This window comes from Nocardia brasiliensis (assembly GCF_011801125.1).
GTDB classification, from domain to species: Bacteria; Actinomycetota; Actinomycetes; order Mycobacteriales; family Mycobacteriaceae; genus Nocardia; species Nocardia brasiliensis_C.
In genome coordinates this window covers 1992974-2008500 of the sequence record NZ_CP046171.1, presented here as the reverse complement: position 1 = coordinate 2008500, position 15527 = coordinate 1992974, and the positions used below count along the sequence as shown (strand labels likewise).

Annotated in this window: 12 protein-coding genes; 3 read left to right on the top strand and 9 right to left on the bottom strand. The window is 69.4% G+C overall.

The genetic code is table 11. From position 1 onward, the window contains the following. Positions 1-205 precede the first annotated feature (205 nt). The 3 genes from F5X71_RS09000 to F5X71_RS08990 all read left to right on the top strand — a co-directional run bounded on the left by F5X71_RS09000 (position 206) and on the right by F5X71_RS08990 (position 2438). Positions 206-910, top strand: a complete 705-nt coding sequence (locus F5X71_RS09000; RefSeq protein WP_167461528.1) for an ESX secretion-associated protein EspG — start codon at positions 206-208, stop codon at positions 908-910. An 80-nt stretch (positions 911-990) separates the two neighbouring features. Next, positions 991-1365, top strand: a complete 375-nt coding sequence (locus tag F5X71_RS08995; protein WP_167461527.1) for a hypothetical protein — start codon at positions 991-993, stop codon at positions 1363-1365. After that, positions 1362-2438, top strand: coding sequence for a hypothetical protein (locus F5X71_RS08990; RefSeq protein ID WP_167461526.1), 1077 nt, complete (start codon positions 1362-1364; stop codon positions 2436-2438). The genes F5X71_RS08995 and F5X71_RS08990 overlap by 4 nt, the downstream gene beginning before the upstream one ends. A gap of 120 nt (positions 2439-2558) precedes the next feature. Here F5X71_RS08990 and proB read toward each other — a convergent pair whose 3' ends face one another. From proB to F5X71_RS08945, 9 genes are all read right to left on the bottom strand, one after another. Continuing rightward, positions 2559-3656 carry a glutamate 5-kinase gene (gene proB, locus F5X71_RS08985; RefSeq protein WP_167466322.1) on the bottom strand — a complete coding sequence of 366 codons (1098 nt, stop codon included), beginning with the start codon at positions 3654-3656 and terminating at the stop codon, positions 2559-2561. Positions 3657-3830: 174 nt separating this feature from the next. Next, positions 3831-5285, bottom strand: coding sequence for a GTPase ObgE (gene obgE / locus F5X71_RS08980; RefSeq protein ID WP_167461525.1), 1455 nt, complete (start codon positions 5283-5285; stop codon positions 3831-3833). A gap of 133 nt (positions 5286-5418) precedes the next feature. Next, complete coding sequence (rpmA, locus tag F5X71_RS08975; RefSeq protein WP_014982626.1) at positions 5419-5685, bottom strand: 50S ribosomal protein L27; 267 nt, start codon at positions 5683-5685, stop codon at positions 5419-5421. Between the two features lie 22 nt (positions 5686-5707). After that, positions 5708-6019, bottom strand: coding sequence for a 50S ribosomal protein L21 (gene rplU / locus F5X71_RS08970; RefSeq protein WP_014982625.1), 312 nt, complete (start codon positions 6017-6019; stop codon positions 5708-5710). 329 nt (positions 6020-6348) lie between these two features. Beyond that, positions 6349-9591 carry a translation initiation factor IF-2 N-terminal domain-containing protein gene (locus F5X71_RS08965; RefSeq protein WP_167461524.1) on the bottom strand — a complete coding sequence of 1081 codons (3243 nt, stop codon included), beginning with the start codon at positions 9589-9591 and terminating at the stop codon, positions 6349-6351. 574 nt (positions 9592-10165) lie between these two features. Continuing rightward, entirely contained in the window at positions 10166-10582 is a 417-nt protein-coding gene (gene ndk / locus F5X71_RS08960) for a nucleoside-diphosphate kinase (RefSeq protein ID WP_042253663.1), read from the bottom strand. A gap of 93 nt (positions 10583-10675) precedes the next feature. Next, positions 10676-11083, bottom strand: a complete 408-nt coding sequence (locus tag F5X71_RS08955) for a DUF4233 domain-containing protein (RefSeq protein ID WP_167461523.1) — start codon at positions 11081-11083, stop codon at positions 10676-10678. Positions 11084-11310: 227 nt separating this feature from the next. Beyond that, positions 11311-12780 (bottom strand): bifunctional tetrahydrofolate synthase/dihydrofolate synthase, encoded by a 1470-nt coding sequence (gene folC / locus F5X71_RS08950; protein WP_428981459.1) that lies wholly within the window; start codon positions 12778-12780, stop codon positions 11311-11313. Further along, entirely contained in the window at positions 12777-15455 is a 2679-nt protein-coding gene (locus tag F5X71_RS08945; RefSeq protein WP_167461522.1) for a valine--tRNA ligase, read from the bottom strand. The genes folC and F5X71_RS08945 overlap by 4 nt, the downstream gene beginning before the upstream one ends. Between the last annotated feature and the right edge of the window lie 72 nt (positions 15456-15527).

The window sequence follows — 15527 nt, the reverse complement described above, 5'->3', positions numbered from 1 at the left end:
CCTCCCGTCACCCCTTGGTCATCGTGTCGCGGCAAGCCGCCGCAACACGGGCGAGCCGAGCAAAAGCAAATAGGGGTTGTCTGGATATATCCGAGAAATCACCGCATTGTTAGCCCACAATCTTAGGTGCTCGGTGCGCCGACCGCACCGCGACCGCTAAGCTACGAGCAGCGTCGGTGGGTTCGGTGAGGATGTGATTCGGGCGGTGAGTTGGACCTTCACTCCGGACGAGTTCGCCCACGTCTGGCGGGAAACCGAGCTCGATCGGCACCCGTATCCATTACGCATCCTGGAGACCCCGCGCACCGAGGACGAGGCCGATCGCCTGCGTGCCACCCTCGACGAGCGGTTGCCGCTGCGCGCCGATCCAGATCTGAGCGCCTGCCTGCGCATCCTGGCGGCGCCACAGACCAGGATCGTGGCCATCGGCGGCGGGCACACGCCGGGCAGTGAGCTGCGACTGCTGGCCGCGGCCATCTACGACCGGGCTGTCCTGGCCGTACAGGAGCCCGGCCCGACGCCGCAGTTCGGTGGCCGGGTACGCCTGGCCATCGGCCACAGCGGCAAGCTGGGGGCCAGGATCGCCGGTCTGCTGCCCAGTACCCCACCGGGACACGAACCCGCGCGTGTCGCGCCCACCGAGGCGGTCCGCGACGAAGAGGTGGTCCGCGCCGAGCGCCCCACCGCGCCGCGCATCCGCAAGCTGCTGCTCAAGCCGCACTCTGCGGAGGGCCACATCCGGATCGAGCCACAGCTGGATCAGTCGACGCCGGCACCGCCTATCCACTACACCTGGATCGACGTGAAAGGTGACGGACGTTACTTGATCCGGGCGGGCAAGGAGGTCCACATCACACCCGCCTCGGCCGAGCAGATCGCCGCGCAATTGCAGAAACGCATCCAGCCGTGACGATGAGCGGCCGACCACTGCTGACCGGATGCTCGGCTTCGGGATAGTCTGGGGCGGACCGACCATCTCAGGGGTGTGCGATGACGATCGAGACCAGCCGAGCCGATATCACCCGGTTCAAACAGGCGGCCCAAGCAGGAACAGTCCAGTTCGATCCGGCTGCGGCGCGGGAGTGCGCGCAGATGTACGAACGCCAGGCCGAGCGGCTGAGCTACCTGCAGCAGCGCCTCGAATCCGCCGCTGAACTCGGTGGATTCGGTGGATTCGTCTCCGCCCAGCAGTTACAGGCCGGGTTCAATCACAAGGCACGAGATGCCGCGGCGTTGCTCGATCACTACATCGAGGCCGCCTACCGGATGAAAGAAGCCTTCCTGATCAGCGGCGGGTTACTCGAAGAAGCCGATGCCGCCAACGCCGCCGCGCTGCGCGCCGTCGCCTCCCGGGTGCCGCGATGACAGGCGTCGACCCCGACTACATCAGCTCGATGGAGCACTTCGAGTCGATGCGGCACGAGGAGATCTACGCCAAGGTTCAGCAGATCGACGCCGCCGAGGTGCTACGCGCGTCGGTCGCATGGCTGGAGGTGGCCGGCACGCTCAGCACCTCCTTCCCGCTCACCCGCACCAGCACCGACCGGGTGATGAATTCGATGGAATGGCAAGGCGCCGCGGCCGACGCCGCCTACGAGAGCACCCGCAGCTTCGCCGCCTCCGTCGACGAACTCGCCGCGATCATGGGCCAGGTCGGCGCCCGCCTCGGCGCGGTCGCCGCGGCCGCCGAAGCGGTCAAGATCGCCGTCGCGCCGCCCGGTGGCACCGGTCCGATCGGCACCGTCGCCAAGCTCCTGGAAGCCGCGCACGTCATCGATGCGCAGATGGCCGAGGAGGCACTGCGCCAAGAAGCGGTGCTGGCCATGAACATGGTCTACAAGCCCGCGTATGGCACGGCGGGCAAGGCGGTTCCGGCATTACCGGCCCCGCCGGCGCAGCCCGGCATCCAGTCGGCGCCGCCGCAGCCGCAGCGCCAGGCACCCCGGCACTTACCGCAGGACGCGCAGCCGTCGATACCGCAGGACAGCTCGCCGTCGGCCCCGAACAGTCAGGCGCCGACTGCCCCGAACGGGCAACCCCACGCGCCTTCGACACCGGAATCACAAGCGCCACAGCGTCCTTCGACACCGGCGCCCGACCAGGCACCCGCGCCGCCGACCACCCCCGCGCCGCCGACCACGCAGGCTCCCCCGACGACCCAGGCACCGCCGCCGAGCACCCAGGACGCACCGCCGCCCGCGCCCACCACCCAGGCGCCACCACCGCCGCCGCCCACCCACGAACCCCCGGCTCCGCCGACCCGCGACGCCCCGCCGGTCGCTCCGCCACCGCAGGCACCGGCACCCGGCCAGTCCTCGGTGCCGCTCCCCGACCCGGGCGGCCAGCCCGGTGTCACCGGCCCCATTCCCTCGGAAGACGAACAGCAGCAACCCCCGTCGACCACGAACCAACCCGGCGTGGTCCCCTCACAGAAGTAGGGCCCGATCCGCCTGGGCCGCCGTTGATTCCAGCGGCACCGGCCGTGTCCGCACGCGCGATAGGCGGCCGTTACGCCTGACCGTGCGTGCGGCCGAACGGAATTGGTGCAGCCGCGCGGATCAGACCTTGACCAGATCGTCGGCGTGGATCACGGGGCGCTGCATGGTTTCCGGGAGTTCCGCCGTGGAGCGGCCGAGCATGGTGGTGAGTTCGGTGCTGTCGTAGGCCACCACGCCGCGCGCGACGACACGGTCGTCGGCGGTGACGAGATCCACCACGTCGCCGCCGTAGAAGCGGCCACGGAGGTCGGTGACGCCCGCGGCCAGCAGGGAGCGCCGGGCCACCACGGCGTGTGCGGCACCGTCATCGATGAGCAGCGCGCCGCGGCTGTCGGCGGCATGGCGGACCCAGAACTTGCGGGCGGACAGGCGAACCGGGCGGGCGGCGAAGGCGGTGCCGACCGTGCCGCTGGTCAGCGCGACGTTCGCGGCGGTGGCGGCGGCGAGCAGGACGGGCACGCCGGCGTCGGCGGCCAGCCGGGCAGCGGACAGTTTGGAGGCCATACCGCCGGTGCCGAGCGCGCCACCGCTGCCCGCGATCACACCGTCGAGGTCGGCGCTGCTGCGCACCTCGGGGATGAAGTTCGCGGCGCCCTTACGCGGGTCGCCGTCGTAGAGGCCTTCGACATCGGAGAGCAGCACAAGCGCGTCGGCGCCGACCAGGTGCGCGACCAGGGCCGCGAGCCGATCGTTGTCGCCGAAACGGATCTCTTCGGTTGCGACGGTGTCGTTTTCGTTCACCACGGCGACCGCGCCGAGCGAACGCAGCCGGTCCAGGGTGCGCTGCGCGTTGCGATGGTGCTCGCGCCGCGCGAAATCGTCCGCGCTGAGCAGAACCTGGCCGACCGTACGGCGGTAGCGCGCGAAGGAAGTACCCCACGCGTGCGCCAGCGCGAGCTGGCCGACGCTGGCCGCCGCCTGTTTGGTAGCGAGATCACGCGGGCGGCTGCTGAGCCCCAGCGGTGCGATGCCCGCCCCGATGGCACCCGAAGACACCACCACCACATCGGATCCCGCGCGCATCCGCGCTTCCACCGCGTCGGCGAGCCGGTCCAGCCTGGCGAGGTCGATCCCGCCCTCGAGGCTGGTGAGCGCGGACGACCCGATCTTCACGACCACCCGGCGCGCGGACGCGATCGCCTGCCGCGCCGCGCTCAGGTTCGAATCCACCTCGGTCACACCAGAATTCCCCGTCATAGCCCTCGAACTCCCTGCCCCGCAATCGAATCCACCGACACCGCACCCACAAGCCGCACCATCGCGATCCGCTCCGGGCCGACCCGGCGATCCGGGTCGGCCGCGGGTACGGGCAAGCCGGATCGGGACACGGGTCTACTCCTCGTCGTCCTTGACCAGACCGCGGCGCACACGGGAGGCGTGCTTGCGCTCGGCGGCGCTGATCCGGTTGTCCTGCTCCAGGCGGATGTCGGTGCCGCGACCGGTGGGCACCATGTCGATGCCCGCCGAGATCTGCGGTTCCCATTCGAAGGTCACGTTGCCGATGGTCACCGGGGCGCCCGGCTCGGCACCCTGCTTGACCAGTTCGTCTTCCACGCCGAGACGCGCGAGCCGGTCGGCGAGGTAGCCGACGGCCTCGTCGTTGTCGAACTGGGTCTGCTTGACCCAGCGTTCCGGCTGCGGGCCGCGCACGATGAAGCCGCCCGGCTCCTCCGGGTCGGCGATGACACTGAACCCGGTCTCGTTGACCGCGATCGGCCGGATCACCGGGCGCGCAGGCGCCGCCTTCGGATGCGCCGCACGATACTGGAGCACCAGGTCGGCGAGCGCGAAAGTCAAGGGACGCAAGCCCGCTCGGCTCACCGCCGAGATCTCGAAGACGGGCCAGCCGCGCGCGGTGAACTCCGGGGTGACCATCTCGGCGAGTTCGGCGGCGTCCGGGACGTCGACCTTGTTCAGGATCACCACACGCGGGCGATCCGCGAGGTCACCGAGGGCGGCGTCGGCGCTGAGCGCCGGTTTGTAGGCGGCGAGTTCGGCTTCGAGCGCGTCCACGTCCGAAACGGGATCGCGGCCGGGTTCGAGGGTGGCGCAGTCGACGACGTGCGCGAGTACCGCGCACCGTTCCAGATGGCGCAGGAAGTCGAGGCCGAGACCACGGCCTTCGCTCGCACCAGGAATCAGGCCGGGCACGTCGGCGACGGTGAAGGTGGTGTCGCCGCTGAGCACCACGCCGAGATTGGGCACCAGGGTGGTGAACGGGTAGTCCGCGATCTTCGGCTTGGCCGCCGACAGCACGGACACCAGCGAAGACTTGCCCGCCGACGGAAAGCCGACCAGGCCGACATCGGCCACGGACTTCAGTTCGAGGACGAGGTCGCACTCCTCGCCGTCCTCGCCGAGCAGCGCGAAGCCGGGGGCTTTGCGCGCCTTCGAGGCGAGCGCGGCGTTGCCGAGGCCACCGCGGCCACCCCGCGCCGCGATGTAGCGGTTGCCCGCGCCGACGAGGTCCATCAGGACCTTGCCCTCGTTGTCGAGCACCATGGTGCCGTCGGGCACTTTGAGCAGCAGGTCGGTGCCCTGCTTGCCGTCGCGGTTGCCGCCCTCGCCCGGCTTGCCGTTGCCCGCCTTGGCGTGCGGGTGGAAGTGGAAGTCCAGCAGGGTGTGCACGTTGGGGTCGACCTCGAGGATCACGTTCCCGCCGTGGCCGCCGTTGCCGCCGTTGGGGCCGCCGAGCGGCATGAACTTCTCGCGGAGCACCGAGGCACATCCGTGTCCGCCCTTGCCTGCCCGCACGTGCAGTACGACACGGTCGATGAACTTGGACATGTGGCGATCATCCTCCTTCAGGACTGGTCGTTGGCTGAGGCGGTGCCCGAAAACGCACGGGGCCGCGGAAAACACAAAACGGGCCAGGGTTCGCGACCCTGACCCGCTCGGCTGTTGTCTGGAGAGGTAAGGCCTAGGCCTCGACCGGCTCCGCGACGACGATGTTGACGGTCTTGCGTCCACGCTTGGTGCCGAACTCGACGGCGCCCGCCGCGAGGGCGAACAGGGTGTCGTCCCCGCCACGGCCGACATTCACGCCGGGGTGGAAGTGGGTACCGCGCTGACGCACCAGGATCTCGCCCGCGTTGACCTTCTGGCCGCCGAAGCGCTTCACGCCGAGTCGCTGGGCGTTGGAATCGCGACCGTTCCGGGAGCTGGATGCACCCTTCTTGTGTGCCATAGCTGAATCTCCTCGGGATGTCTTACTTGATGCCGGTGACCTTGATGACCGTCAGCGGCTGACGGTGACCCTGACGCTTGTGGTAGCCGGTCTTGTTCTTGAACTTGTGGATGCGGATCTTCGGGCCCTTGGTCTGCTCGACGACCTCCGCGGCCACGGAGACCTTGGCCAGCTTGGCGGCGTCGGTGGTCAGGTCGGCCCCGTCGACGACGAGAACCGGATCCAGGGAGACGGACGTGCCCGGCTTACCCTCGATCTTCTCGACCTTCACCAGGTCACCGACCGCGACCTTGTACTGCTTTCCGCCGGTCTTGACGATCGCGTACGTTGCCATCGGTCGGCTTCCTCCACTCGAATAAGTACAGTCATGTTTCTTCTCGCGGCGCAAGTTCGCGACGCGAGATGTTCTTGGCTGGCTTGCTGCGCGGGGCGTGGTATAACGCCCATCGCCAGGCAGCGACCGACCAAGGTTACCAGAGCACCCCGGCAACGACACAATCCGGCCGTCGGCAGCCCGCGAGCAACCCGGCGGCCAGCGGTTTCGGTGCCGGGCAGCCGAACAGGCCACCCGGTGCGGCCCGCCGAACCGGCCCTCCGGCAAACGATTCGGCCGGCCGTACCCCAGGGGGCGCGACCGGCCGAATCAGGCTGACGGATCAGCTGCTACGACTCTTCCGGCGGCGGCCCGGCGGGCCGCGCGACCGCACGCCTGCGCGGCCTGCGCTCGGGCACCACCACCGGCACATCGGCGGTGTAGTCGACGGTGGGCGCGGGCGCGTGCTCCGCGGTCGGCAGCACGAACACCGCGCCGCTGCTGTCGGCGGCGGGCGCGGACACCGAGCGGGCCACCCGTCGCCGCCGCGTGGTGCGCGGCGCCGGTTCCGGCGCGCCGTTGCTCGCCGCGGGGCTCTCGACCCGTGGGGCGGCGACGGGCTCCGGCTCGGGGGCCGGCGCAGCGGCCTGCGCCCCGTCCGGTTCGACCTCGACGACCTCGGCCGGTTCGGTCTGCTCGTCCTGCGCGGGCACGGCCACCGCGGCCTCGGTGCCGACGACCTCGGTCGTGGCCTCCGGCGCGTCGGCGGCTTCGGGTTCGGCCGCAGGGGTTTGCGCCCCGACCGCCGCATCCGCCGCCGCGACCGAGTCCGCCTCGGTCTCGACCGCCTTCGACTCCTCGACCGCCTTCGACTCCTCGACCGCCTTCGACTCCTCGGCCGCCGCATCCTCGCCGTGGTGCGCGGCCATCGCCAGCGCGACCGGGTGGGCCCGCTTGACCGCGATGTCCTCCTCGGACTCCGCGGGTGCGGTTCCGTTGGCCGTCGCCGCGGGTGCGGCCGGGGCGGCGCCCTTGTCGCGGCCCCGCCGACGACGCGAACCGCCTTCGCGCGCACCGCGTCCCGAGCCGTCCTCACCGGAGGAGGGCTCGACCGGGTACGCGTGCACCAGGATGCCGCGACCGTGGCAGTGCTCGCAGGTGGTGGAGAACGCCTCGACCAGACCGGTGCCCAGCTTCTTCCTGGTCATCTGCACCAGGCCGAGCGAGGTCACCTCCGACACCTGGTGCCGGGTGCGGTCCCGGCCCAGCGCCTCGGTCAGCCTGCGCAGCACCAGGTCCCGATTCGACTCGAGCACCATGTCGATGAAGTCGACGACGATCATGCCGCCGATATCGCGCAACCGCATCTGGCGCACGATCTCCTCGGCCGCCTCCAGGTTGTTGCGGGTGACCGTCTCTTCCAGGTTGCTGCCGCCGGCGCCGGTGAACTTGCCGGTGTTGACATCGACGACGGTCATCGCCTCGGTGCGGTCGATCACCAGGGTGCCGCCGGAGGGCAGCCACACCTTGCGATCGAGCGCCTTGGCGAGCTGCTCATCGATGCGGTAGGTCTCGAACACGTCGACGCCGTTGTTCTCGTGCCGGGAGACCCGGGCGAGCATTTCCGGTGCGACGGTGCCGATGTACTTCTCGACCGTGCTCCAGGCGCGGTCACCCTCGATGACCAGCTTGGAGAAGTCCTCGTTGAACAGGTCACGGATGACCTTGACCAGCAGGTCGGGCTCTTCGTACAGCGTCTTGGGCGCGCCGTCGTTCTTGCCCGCGGCGGCCTTCTCGATGGTGCGCCAGGTGGCCTGCAGGCGCTCGACGTCGCGGGCCAGCTCCTCCTCGGCGACGCCCTCGGAAGCGGTGCGGATGATCACGCCCGCGTCGTTGGGCACGATGTCGCGCAGGATCTCCTTGAGCCGCTTGCGCTCGGTGTCGGGCAGCTTGCGGCTGATGCCGGTGGACGTGCCGCCCGGCACATACACGAGGAAGCGACCGGCCAGGCTGATCTGGGTGGTGAGCCGGGCGCCCTTGTGCCCGACCGGGTCCTTCGAGACCTGGACGAGCACCTGATCGCCGGGCTTGAGCGCCTGCTCGATCTTGCGCTCCTTGCCACCGAGTCCGGCGGCCTCCCAGTTCACCTCGCCCGCGTACAGCACGCCGTTGCGGCCGCGGCCGATATCGACGAACGCCGCCTCCATGCTGGGCAGCACGTTCTGCACCTTGCCGAGGTAGACGTTGCCGACCATCGACGCGGAACCGGTGCTGGTGACGAAGTGCTCGACCAGGATCTTGTCCTCGAGCACCGCGACCTGGGTCGCGGTCGGGTGATCCGGGAACGCCTTCTCGCGCACCACCATCACCCGGTCCACCGACTCGCGGCGCGCCAGGAACTCCGACTCGGTCAGGATCGGCGGGCGGCGCCTGCCTGCCTCGCGGCCGTCGCGCCTGCGCTGCCGCTTGGCCTCCAACCGGGTGGAACCGGTGATGCCCTGCACCTCGTCGACCGTGGTGGCGCGGCTGCGGCTCTTGTTCCGCGGTTCGCGCTCGTGCACGACGGTGTTCGGCGGGTCGTCGTCGGTGACGTCGGCGGCCTCACCGCTGTCCCCGGCCACCTTGCGGCGACGGCGACGGCGCCGCCGACGGCTCGAACCGTCACCGGCGTTCTCGTCGTCGTCGGAGTCGGCATCGGAGCTGTCGTCGGCCGAGTCCGTGGACTCCGCGGGCTCGCCGCTGTCGGCGGACTGCTCGTCGTCGGTGTCGGACTCGGTCTCGCCGTCGGTGTCGTTCTCGTCGTCGGCATCGCTGTGCTGCTCGCCACGACCGCGACCGCGGCCACGGCGGCCACGGCGCCTGCGCCGCGGCTGACCGTCGGCGTCGCCCTGCTGCTCGGCCGAGTCCTGCTCGTCCTCGGTGGTCTCCGGCTCTTCCTCGACCGGCTCGACCACGGGCTCTTCGCGCCGGGCCTCCCGCTCGGTACGGCGCTTGCGGCGGGCCTGTTCGGCCGCGGCGGCGTCCGGCGGCAGGAACAGCGGCGCCTGCACCACGGCGGCGGATTCGAACACCACCGGCGCGGCGACGTGCGGCTCTTCCTGCACGGGGTGGGTGAACAGCTGGACGGACGGCTGGTGGGCGACCTCGGTTGGCCGCTCGGTCGCGCCGGACCCGATGATCGGATCGGGCGCGGAGAAGACGAGGCCACCGTGGCCTCGGCTCGGCTGCGGCTCGGTCTCGGCCTGCTGCTCGGCGGTCTCGGCTTGCTGCTCGGCCGGAACCGCAGCGGCGGGCGCCGGGGCTTGCTCCGCCGGGGGCGCCGGAGTCTCGACCGCCGGGGCGGCGGCCGGGGTCTCAGGCGCCGGGGCGGGAGTCGCCCCCTCCGGCGGGCCGAGCGCGTCGCGGACCGATTCCGCGATCGCCCGGTCGACGTTGGATTGCGCGCTGCGCGCCTCGGCTCCTAGCTCGGTGAGTTTGGCCAGGATGCGCTTGCTCGTTACTCCCAGGCGCTTGGCGAGTGCATGAACTCGGATCCGCTCCGGCAATTGTTCCGCATCCTGTGGTGTTGTTCCCGATGGCTCTTGTTCGGCCACGAAGTCTCCTCGGACCCCCGGGCGCGTCCCTCCCGGTAAGGAGTGACGCGGCCGACGCGGGGGCACTGTCCGTTCGCCTCACGCCGCTCGGCGCAAGGTCATCTGGTCTCGCCCCGCATGTCCGGTTATCACCATGTCGATCGTCGGTTGGGCTAACTGGTCACGCGGCGCCTGGCTGTTGGCTGAACTCCACGGTGTGAGCGCTCATCCAGCGTGCCGACGCGAACAACGGACCCCAGCAACCGGGCCTTTTGTCCGTGGCAGCGATGATCGGCATCGAACCGCGGTGTGTCATCCGGTTGCGATCGTCCCGATCGTCCGCGTACCTGCGCGAACAGTCGGCATCGACAGCAACCGCTTCCAAGTATCCCACACCACCCGCCACGAGCACGCCGCGGCGCACGGCTCAGCTCGCTGACGGTCAGCTTTCTGCCGCGCGCCGGGGGCGCTGTTGCTCTTGGTTCACTCGCTGTGCCCGCGCACAGGGCTCGACCCACCGAGCCGACGTCGCGGGTGCTGTGTCGATGGCCCGGTCGTGGCGCTCGCCTCGACCGGGCTGGTCGGCAACTGTCGGTTAAATACGGAACTCCGGGAACCAGAGAGCAATCTCTCGTTTGGCGGATTCGGGCGAATCGGACCCGTGCACCAGGTTCTCCTGTGTCTCCAGGGCGAAGTCGCCACGCACGCTGCCGGGCACGGCCTTCTCGACCGGGTCGGTGCCGCCGGCGATCTGCCGGAACGCCGCGATGGCGCGCGGCCCCTCCAGGATGGCCGCGACGACCGGACCGGAGGTGATGAATTCGATCAGGGAGCCGAAGAACGGCTTTTCGGCGTGCTCGGCGTAGTGGCCCTTGGCCAGGTCCTCGGACACGTGCTTCAGTTCGAGAGCCGCGATCTTCAGGCCCTTGCGCTCGATGCGTACCAGCACCTCACCGACGAGGCCACGGGCCACACCGTCCGGCTTGATGAGTACCAACGTCTGCTCAGTCACGGCGACACTCTAACCGGCACCCCCACCGGGTACCGAACTCGCGGTTCGATCGCGCCGGCGCGGGCACCGCGAACCCGGGGCCGCGGCCTCGATTCAGGAGGAACGCGGGAGCCGCTGACTCGGCAGCAGACCCTTCTCGATCCGGCCGCGCACGTCCGCGCGCAACACCAGGATGAACCCCCACACCACCGCGAAGACGATGCCGATGATGCCGATCGAGAGATGGATGAACGTGCCGAGCAGCACCAGCACCTGGAGGCCGAGATTGAACGGCATCGCCCAGGAGCGCCCCTGCAAGCCGGCGCCGAGGAACATCACGACCGCGAGCACCACCAGGTAGGTACCCGACCACCAGGTCACCCCGCCGCCGACCGAACCGACCACCGGCAGCGCGAGCAGCACCACGATCGCCTCGAGCACCAGCGTGCCCGCCATGACGCCGCGGAACCCCTTCCACGGGTCGGTCGCGGGCGGCGGTACCGAGCCGGGCTCGTCGGTCATGCGGTGTCCCCTTTCGCATGCCCGAGGGGCCCTACGTGGTTACGCAGGCTTCCTCCTCCGGGCCCTGACTCGGTCATGCGGTGTCCCCTTTCGCATGCCCGAGGGGCCCTACGTGGTTACGCAGGCTTCCTCCTCCGGGCCCTGACTCGGTCATGCAGTGTCCCCTTCGGCACGCCCGAGGGGCCCTACGTGGTTACGCAGGCTTCCTCCTCCGGGCCCTGACTCGGTCATGCCGGGTCCTTTCCGAACAGTGCGCGTGTCGCGCCCGCGGTCACCACCGACCCGGTCACCACGACGCCGGCACCGGACACCATCTCCCCCGCCTCGCCGACCTCTTCGGCGATGGCGATGGCCGACTCCAGCGCGTCGGGCAGGGTGGCGGCGGTGATCACCCGCTCGTCGCCGAAACGCTGCACCGCCAGGTCGGCGAGCACGTCCACGTCCATCGCGCGCGGCGAGCCGTTGTTGGTCACGACGATCTCGTCGAACACCGGCTCGAGCTCGTTGAGGATGCCGTCGGCGTCCTTGTCTGCCAGTACCGCGACCACGCCGACCAGCTTACGGAAATCGAACTCGGCGGTGAGTGTGGCCGCGAGCGCCCGCGCCCCCGCCGGGTTATGCGCGGCATCGATGAAGATGGTCGGCGCGTTGCGCATTCGCTCGAGCCGGCCGGGGCTGGTCACGTTCGCGAAACCCGCACGCACGGCGTCGATGTCGAGCTGACGGTCGGCGCCCGCGCCGAAGAATGCCTCGACCGCGGCGAGCGCGAGCACAGCGTTGTGCGCCTGGTGCTCGCCGTGCAGCGGCAGGAAGATCTCGTCGTAAACACCACCGAGACCCTGTAATTCGAGTTGCTGCCCGCCGACCGCGATCTGACGCGCGAGCACGCGGAACTCGCCGCCCTCGCGGGCCACCGCCGCGTCCACCTCGACGGCACGGCGCAGCAGCACGTCCATCGCCTCGGGATCCTGCTCGGCGATGATCGCGACGGTGTCGCGCGGAATGAGCAGGTCCGGTGCGCGTTTGATGATCCCGGCCTTCTCACCGGCGATGCTGGTGAGATCGGTGCCGAGATAGTCGGTGTGGTCCATGCCGATCGGGGTGATCACCGCGATCTGCCCGTCGATCACGTTGGTGGCGTCCCAGGTGCCACCGAGGCCGGTCTCCACGATCGCGACATCGACCGGCGCCTCGGCGAACGCGGCGAAGGCCATGCCGGTGAGCACCTCGAACTTGCTCATCGCCGGGCCGCCCGCGTCGGCCGACTGCGCATCGATCATCTCGATATAGGGCACCAACTCGCGGTAGGTCTCCACGTATTTGGCCGGGCTGATCGGCGCGTTGTCGATGCTGATCCGCTCGGTGGCCAATTGCAGGTGCGGGCTGGTGATCCGGCCCGTGCGCCGGTGCAGCGCGGTGAGCAGGGCATCGATCATCCGGGTCACCGAGGTCTTGCCGTTGGTGCCCGCGACGTGGATCGCCGGATAGCTGTGCTGCGGCGAGCCGAGCAGATCCATCAGGGTGGCGATGCGGGTGAGCGACGGCTCGATCTTGGTTTCCGGCCAGCGGGTATCGAGTTCGGCCTCCACCAACGCCATTTCGGCGAGCTCGACCGGCGACGGACCGGAGCTCAGTCGCGGCCCCGCCGCCGGGTGCCGCAGTTCGTCACCGTATTGCGGCTCCGGTTCGTGGTTCATTTGCCGCTCAGTTCCGCGAGCCGGGCGCTGATCCTGGCCACCTCGGCGGTGGCGATCTCCTGCCGCGTCTTGATCTTGGCGACCACCGGTTCCGGCGCCTTGGCCAGGAAGGCCTCGTTGCCGAGCTTAGCTGTGGTGGTGGCGACTTCCTTCTCAGCGACGCCCAGATCCTTTTCCAGGCGGCGACGTTCGGCATCCAGGTCGACGGCGCCGGAGGTGTCCAGTTCCACCGTGACGGTGGTGCCGCTCAGCCGGACCTCCAGCGAGGCGGTCGCCGCGAAGTCGGCGCCGGGCTCGGTGAGCCGGGCCAGGTTCGCCACCGACGCGTGCAGCTCGGTCAGTCCGGCCGCGTCGAGTCCGTTGAGCTTGGCCGCCACCTTCTGCTTGTCGGCAAGACCCTGGTCGCTGCGGAACCGGCGGATCTCGGTGATGAGTCGCTGGGTATCGGAAACCCGTTGCGCGGCAACCTGATCGGTCGGCACACCGGTTGGCTGCGGCCAGGCCGCGATCACCAGGGACTCGCCACCGGTCAACGCCTGCCACAGCGATTCGGTGACGAACGGGATGACCGGATGCAGCAGCCGCAGCACCGCGTCCAGGACGGTGCCGAGCACCACCCTGGTCGATTCGGCACGGGTCTCCTCGGCCGCGAACTGCACCTTGGTCAATTCCAGGTACCAGTCACACAGTTCGTCCCAGGCGAAGTGGTACAGAGCCTCGCAGGCCTTGCTGAATTCGTAGGCGTCGAAGGCCGAATCCACCTCGGCGCGCACCTCTTCGAGCCGATCCAGGATCCAGCGGTCCGCGTCGGTGAGCGCAGCGCGCTCCGGCAGGGTGCCGGTGTGCGCGCCGTTCATCAGCGCGAACTTGGTGGCGTTGAACAGCTTCGTCACGAAGCTGCGCGAGGCGAGCGCGTGCTGTTCGCCGACGGCGGCGTCGCTGCCCGGCTGGGCACCGCGCGCCAGCGTGAATCGCACTGTGTCCGCACCGTATTGGTTGATCCAGACCAGCGGGTCGATGCCGTTGCCGCGCGACTTCGACATCTTCTTGCCGTGCTGGTCACGAATCAGGCCGTGCAAGAACACATCCTTGAACGGCACCTGGCGCGCGCCGTTCTTGCCCGCGGTGAGCACCGGGTCGTCGGCGACGAACGTGCCGAACATCATCATCCGGGCCACCCAGAAGAACAGGATGTCGTAGCCGGTGACGAGAACGTTTGTCGGATAGAACTTTTCGAGCTCCGGGGTGGCATCGGGCCAGCCAAGCGTGGAGAACGGCCACAGCCCGGAGGAGAACCAGGTATCGAGCACGTCCGGGTCCTGCACGTAGCCCTCCGGCGCGGTCTCGTCGGGGCCGACGCACACCACTTCGCCTTCCGGGCCGTACCAGATCGGGATCCGGTGACCCCACCACAGCTGCCGCGAGATGCACCAGTCGTGCATGTTGTCGACCCAGTCGAACCAGCGCGGTTCGGAGCTGGCCGGATGAATCACGGTGTCGCCGTTGCGCACCGCGTCACCGGCGGCCTTGGCCAGCGACTCGACCTTGACCCACCACTGCATCGACAGGCGCGGTTCGATCGGCTCACCGCTGCGCTCGGAGTGTCCGACGCTGTGCAGGTACGGCCGCTTCTCCGCGACGACGCGGCCCTCGGCGGCGAGCCGCTCGCGCACCGCGACGCGCGCCTCGAACCGGTCCATGCCGTCGAATTCGGTTCCGGTATCGATGATCCGGCCACGCTCGTCCATGATGTTCGGCATCGGCAGGCTGTGCCGCACGCCCATCTCGAAGTCGTTCGGGTCGTGCGCGGGGGTGATCTTCACTGCGCCGGAACCGAACTCGGGATCGACGTAGTCGTCGGCGATGATCGGGATCTGACGGCCGGTGATCGGGTGTTCCAGGGTGGTGCCGACCAGCGCGCGATAGCGCGGGTCCTCCGGATGCACGGCCACCGCGGTGTCGCCGAGCATCGTCTCGACCCGGGTGGTCGCCACGATCACGTGCGGCTCGTTGTCGTCGAGCGAGCCGTACCGCAGCGAGACCAGCTCACCCTCGACGTCCTCGTACTTGACCTCGATATCGGAGATGGCGGTGCGCAACGCGGGCGACCAGTTGACCAGCCGTTCCGCGCGATAGATCAGTCCGGCGTCGTAGAGCCGCTTGAAGATCGTCTGCACGGCCCGGGACAGGCCGTCGTCCAGGGTGAATCGGTCCCGGCCCCAGTCGACGCCGTCGCCGAGCGCGCGCATCTGCCATTGGATGGCGCCGCCGGATTCACGCTTCCAGTCCCACACCTTGTCGACGAACAGCTCGCGACCGAAGTCTTCCTTGGTCTTGCCGTCGACGGCCAGCTGCTTCTCCACCACCGTCTGGGTGGAGATGCCGGCATGGTCCATGCCGGGCAGCCACAGCACCTCATAACCCTGCATGCGCTTGCGGCGGGTGAGGGTGTCCATCAGGGTGTGGTCGAGGGCATGGCCGATGTGCAGGTTGCCGGTGACATTCGGCGGGGGTAGCACGATGGAGTACGGCGGCTTGTCGCTGGTGACGTCGGCCTCGAAATAGCCAGCGGCTACCCAGCGCTCGTACATCGAGGCCTCTACCTCGCCGGGGTTCCAGCTCTTGGGAAGGGCATCGGCACGATTACGTGGATTGTCAGGGGCTGCGCTGGTCACCCGACGATTCTAGTAGTCGGGCTCAACGGATTTCCGCAGGGGCGGGGGTGCGCGCGCAAACGAAAAAGTAAG

Bases quoted from the DNA above. Each gene is read 5' to 3' on its own strand.
- rpmA (WP_014982626.1), bottom strand. From the start codon at position 5,685: ATGGCACACAAGAAGGGTGCATCCAGCTCCCGGAACGGTCGCGATTCC.
- obgE (WP_167461525.1), bottom strand. From the start codon at position 5,285: ATGTCCAAGTTCATCGACCGTGTCGTACTGCACGTGCGGGCAGGCAAG.
- F5X71_RS08955 (WP_167461523.1), bottom strand. From the start codon at position 11,083: ATGACCGACGAGCCCGGCTCGGTACCGCCGCCCGCGACCGACCCGTGG.
- F5X71_RS08995 (WP_167461527.1), top strand. From the start codon at position 991: ATGACGATCGAGACCAGCCGAGCCGATATCACCCGGTTCAAACAGGCG.
- F5X71_RS08990 (WP_167461526.1), top strand. From the start codon at position 1,362: ATGACAGGCGTCGACCCCGACTACATCAGCTCGATGGAGCACTTCGAG.
- folC (WP_428981459.1), bottom strand. From the start codon at position 12,780: ATGAACCACGAACCGGAGCCGCAATACGGTGACGAACTGCGGCACCCG.
- rplU (WP_014982625.1), bottom strand. From the start codon at position 6,019: ATGGCAACGTACGCGATCGTCAAGACCGGCGGAAAGCAGTACAAGGTC.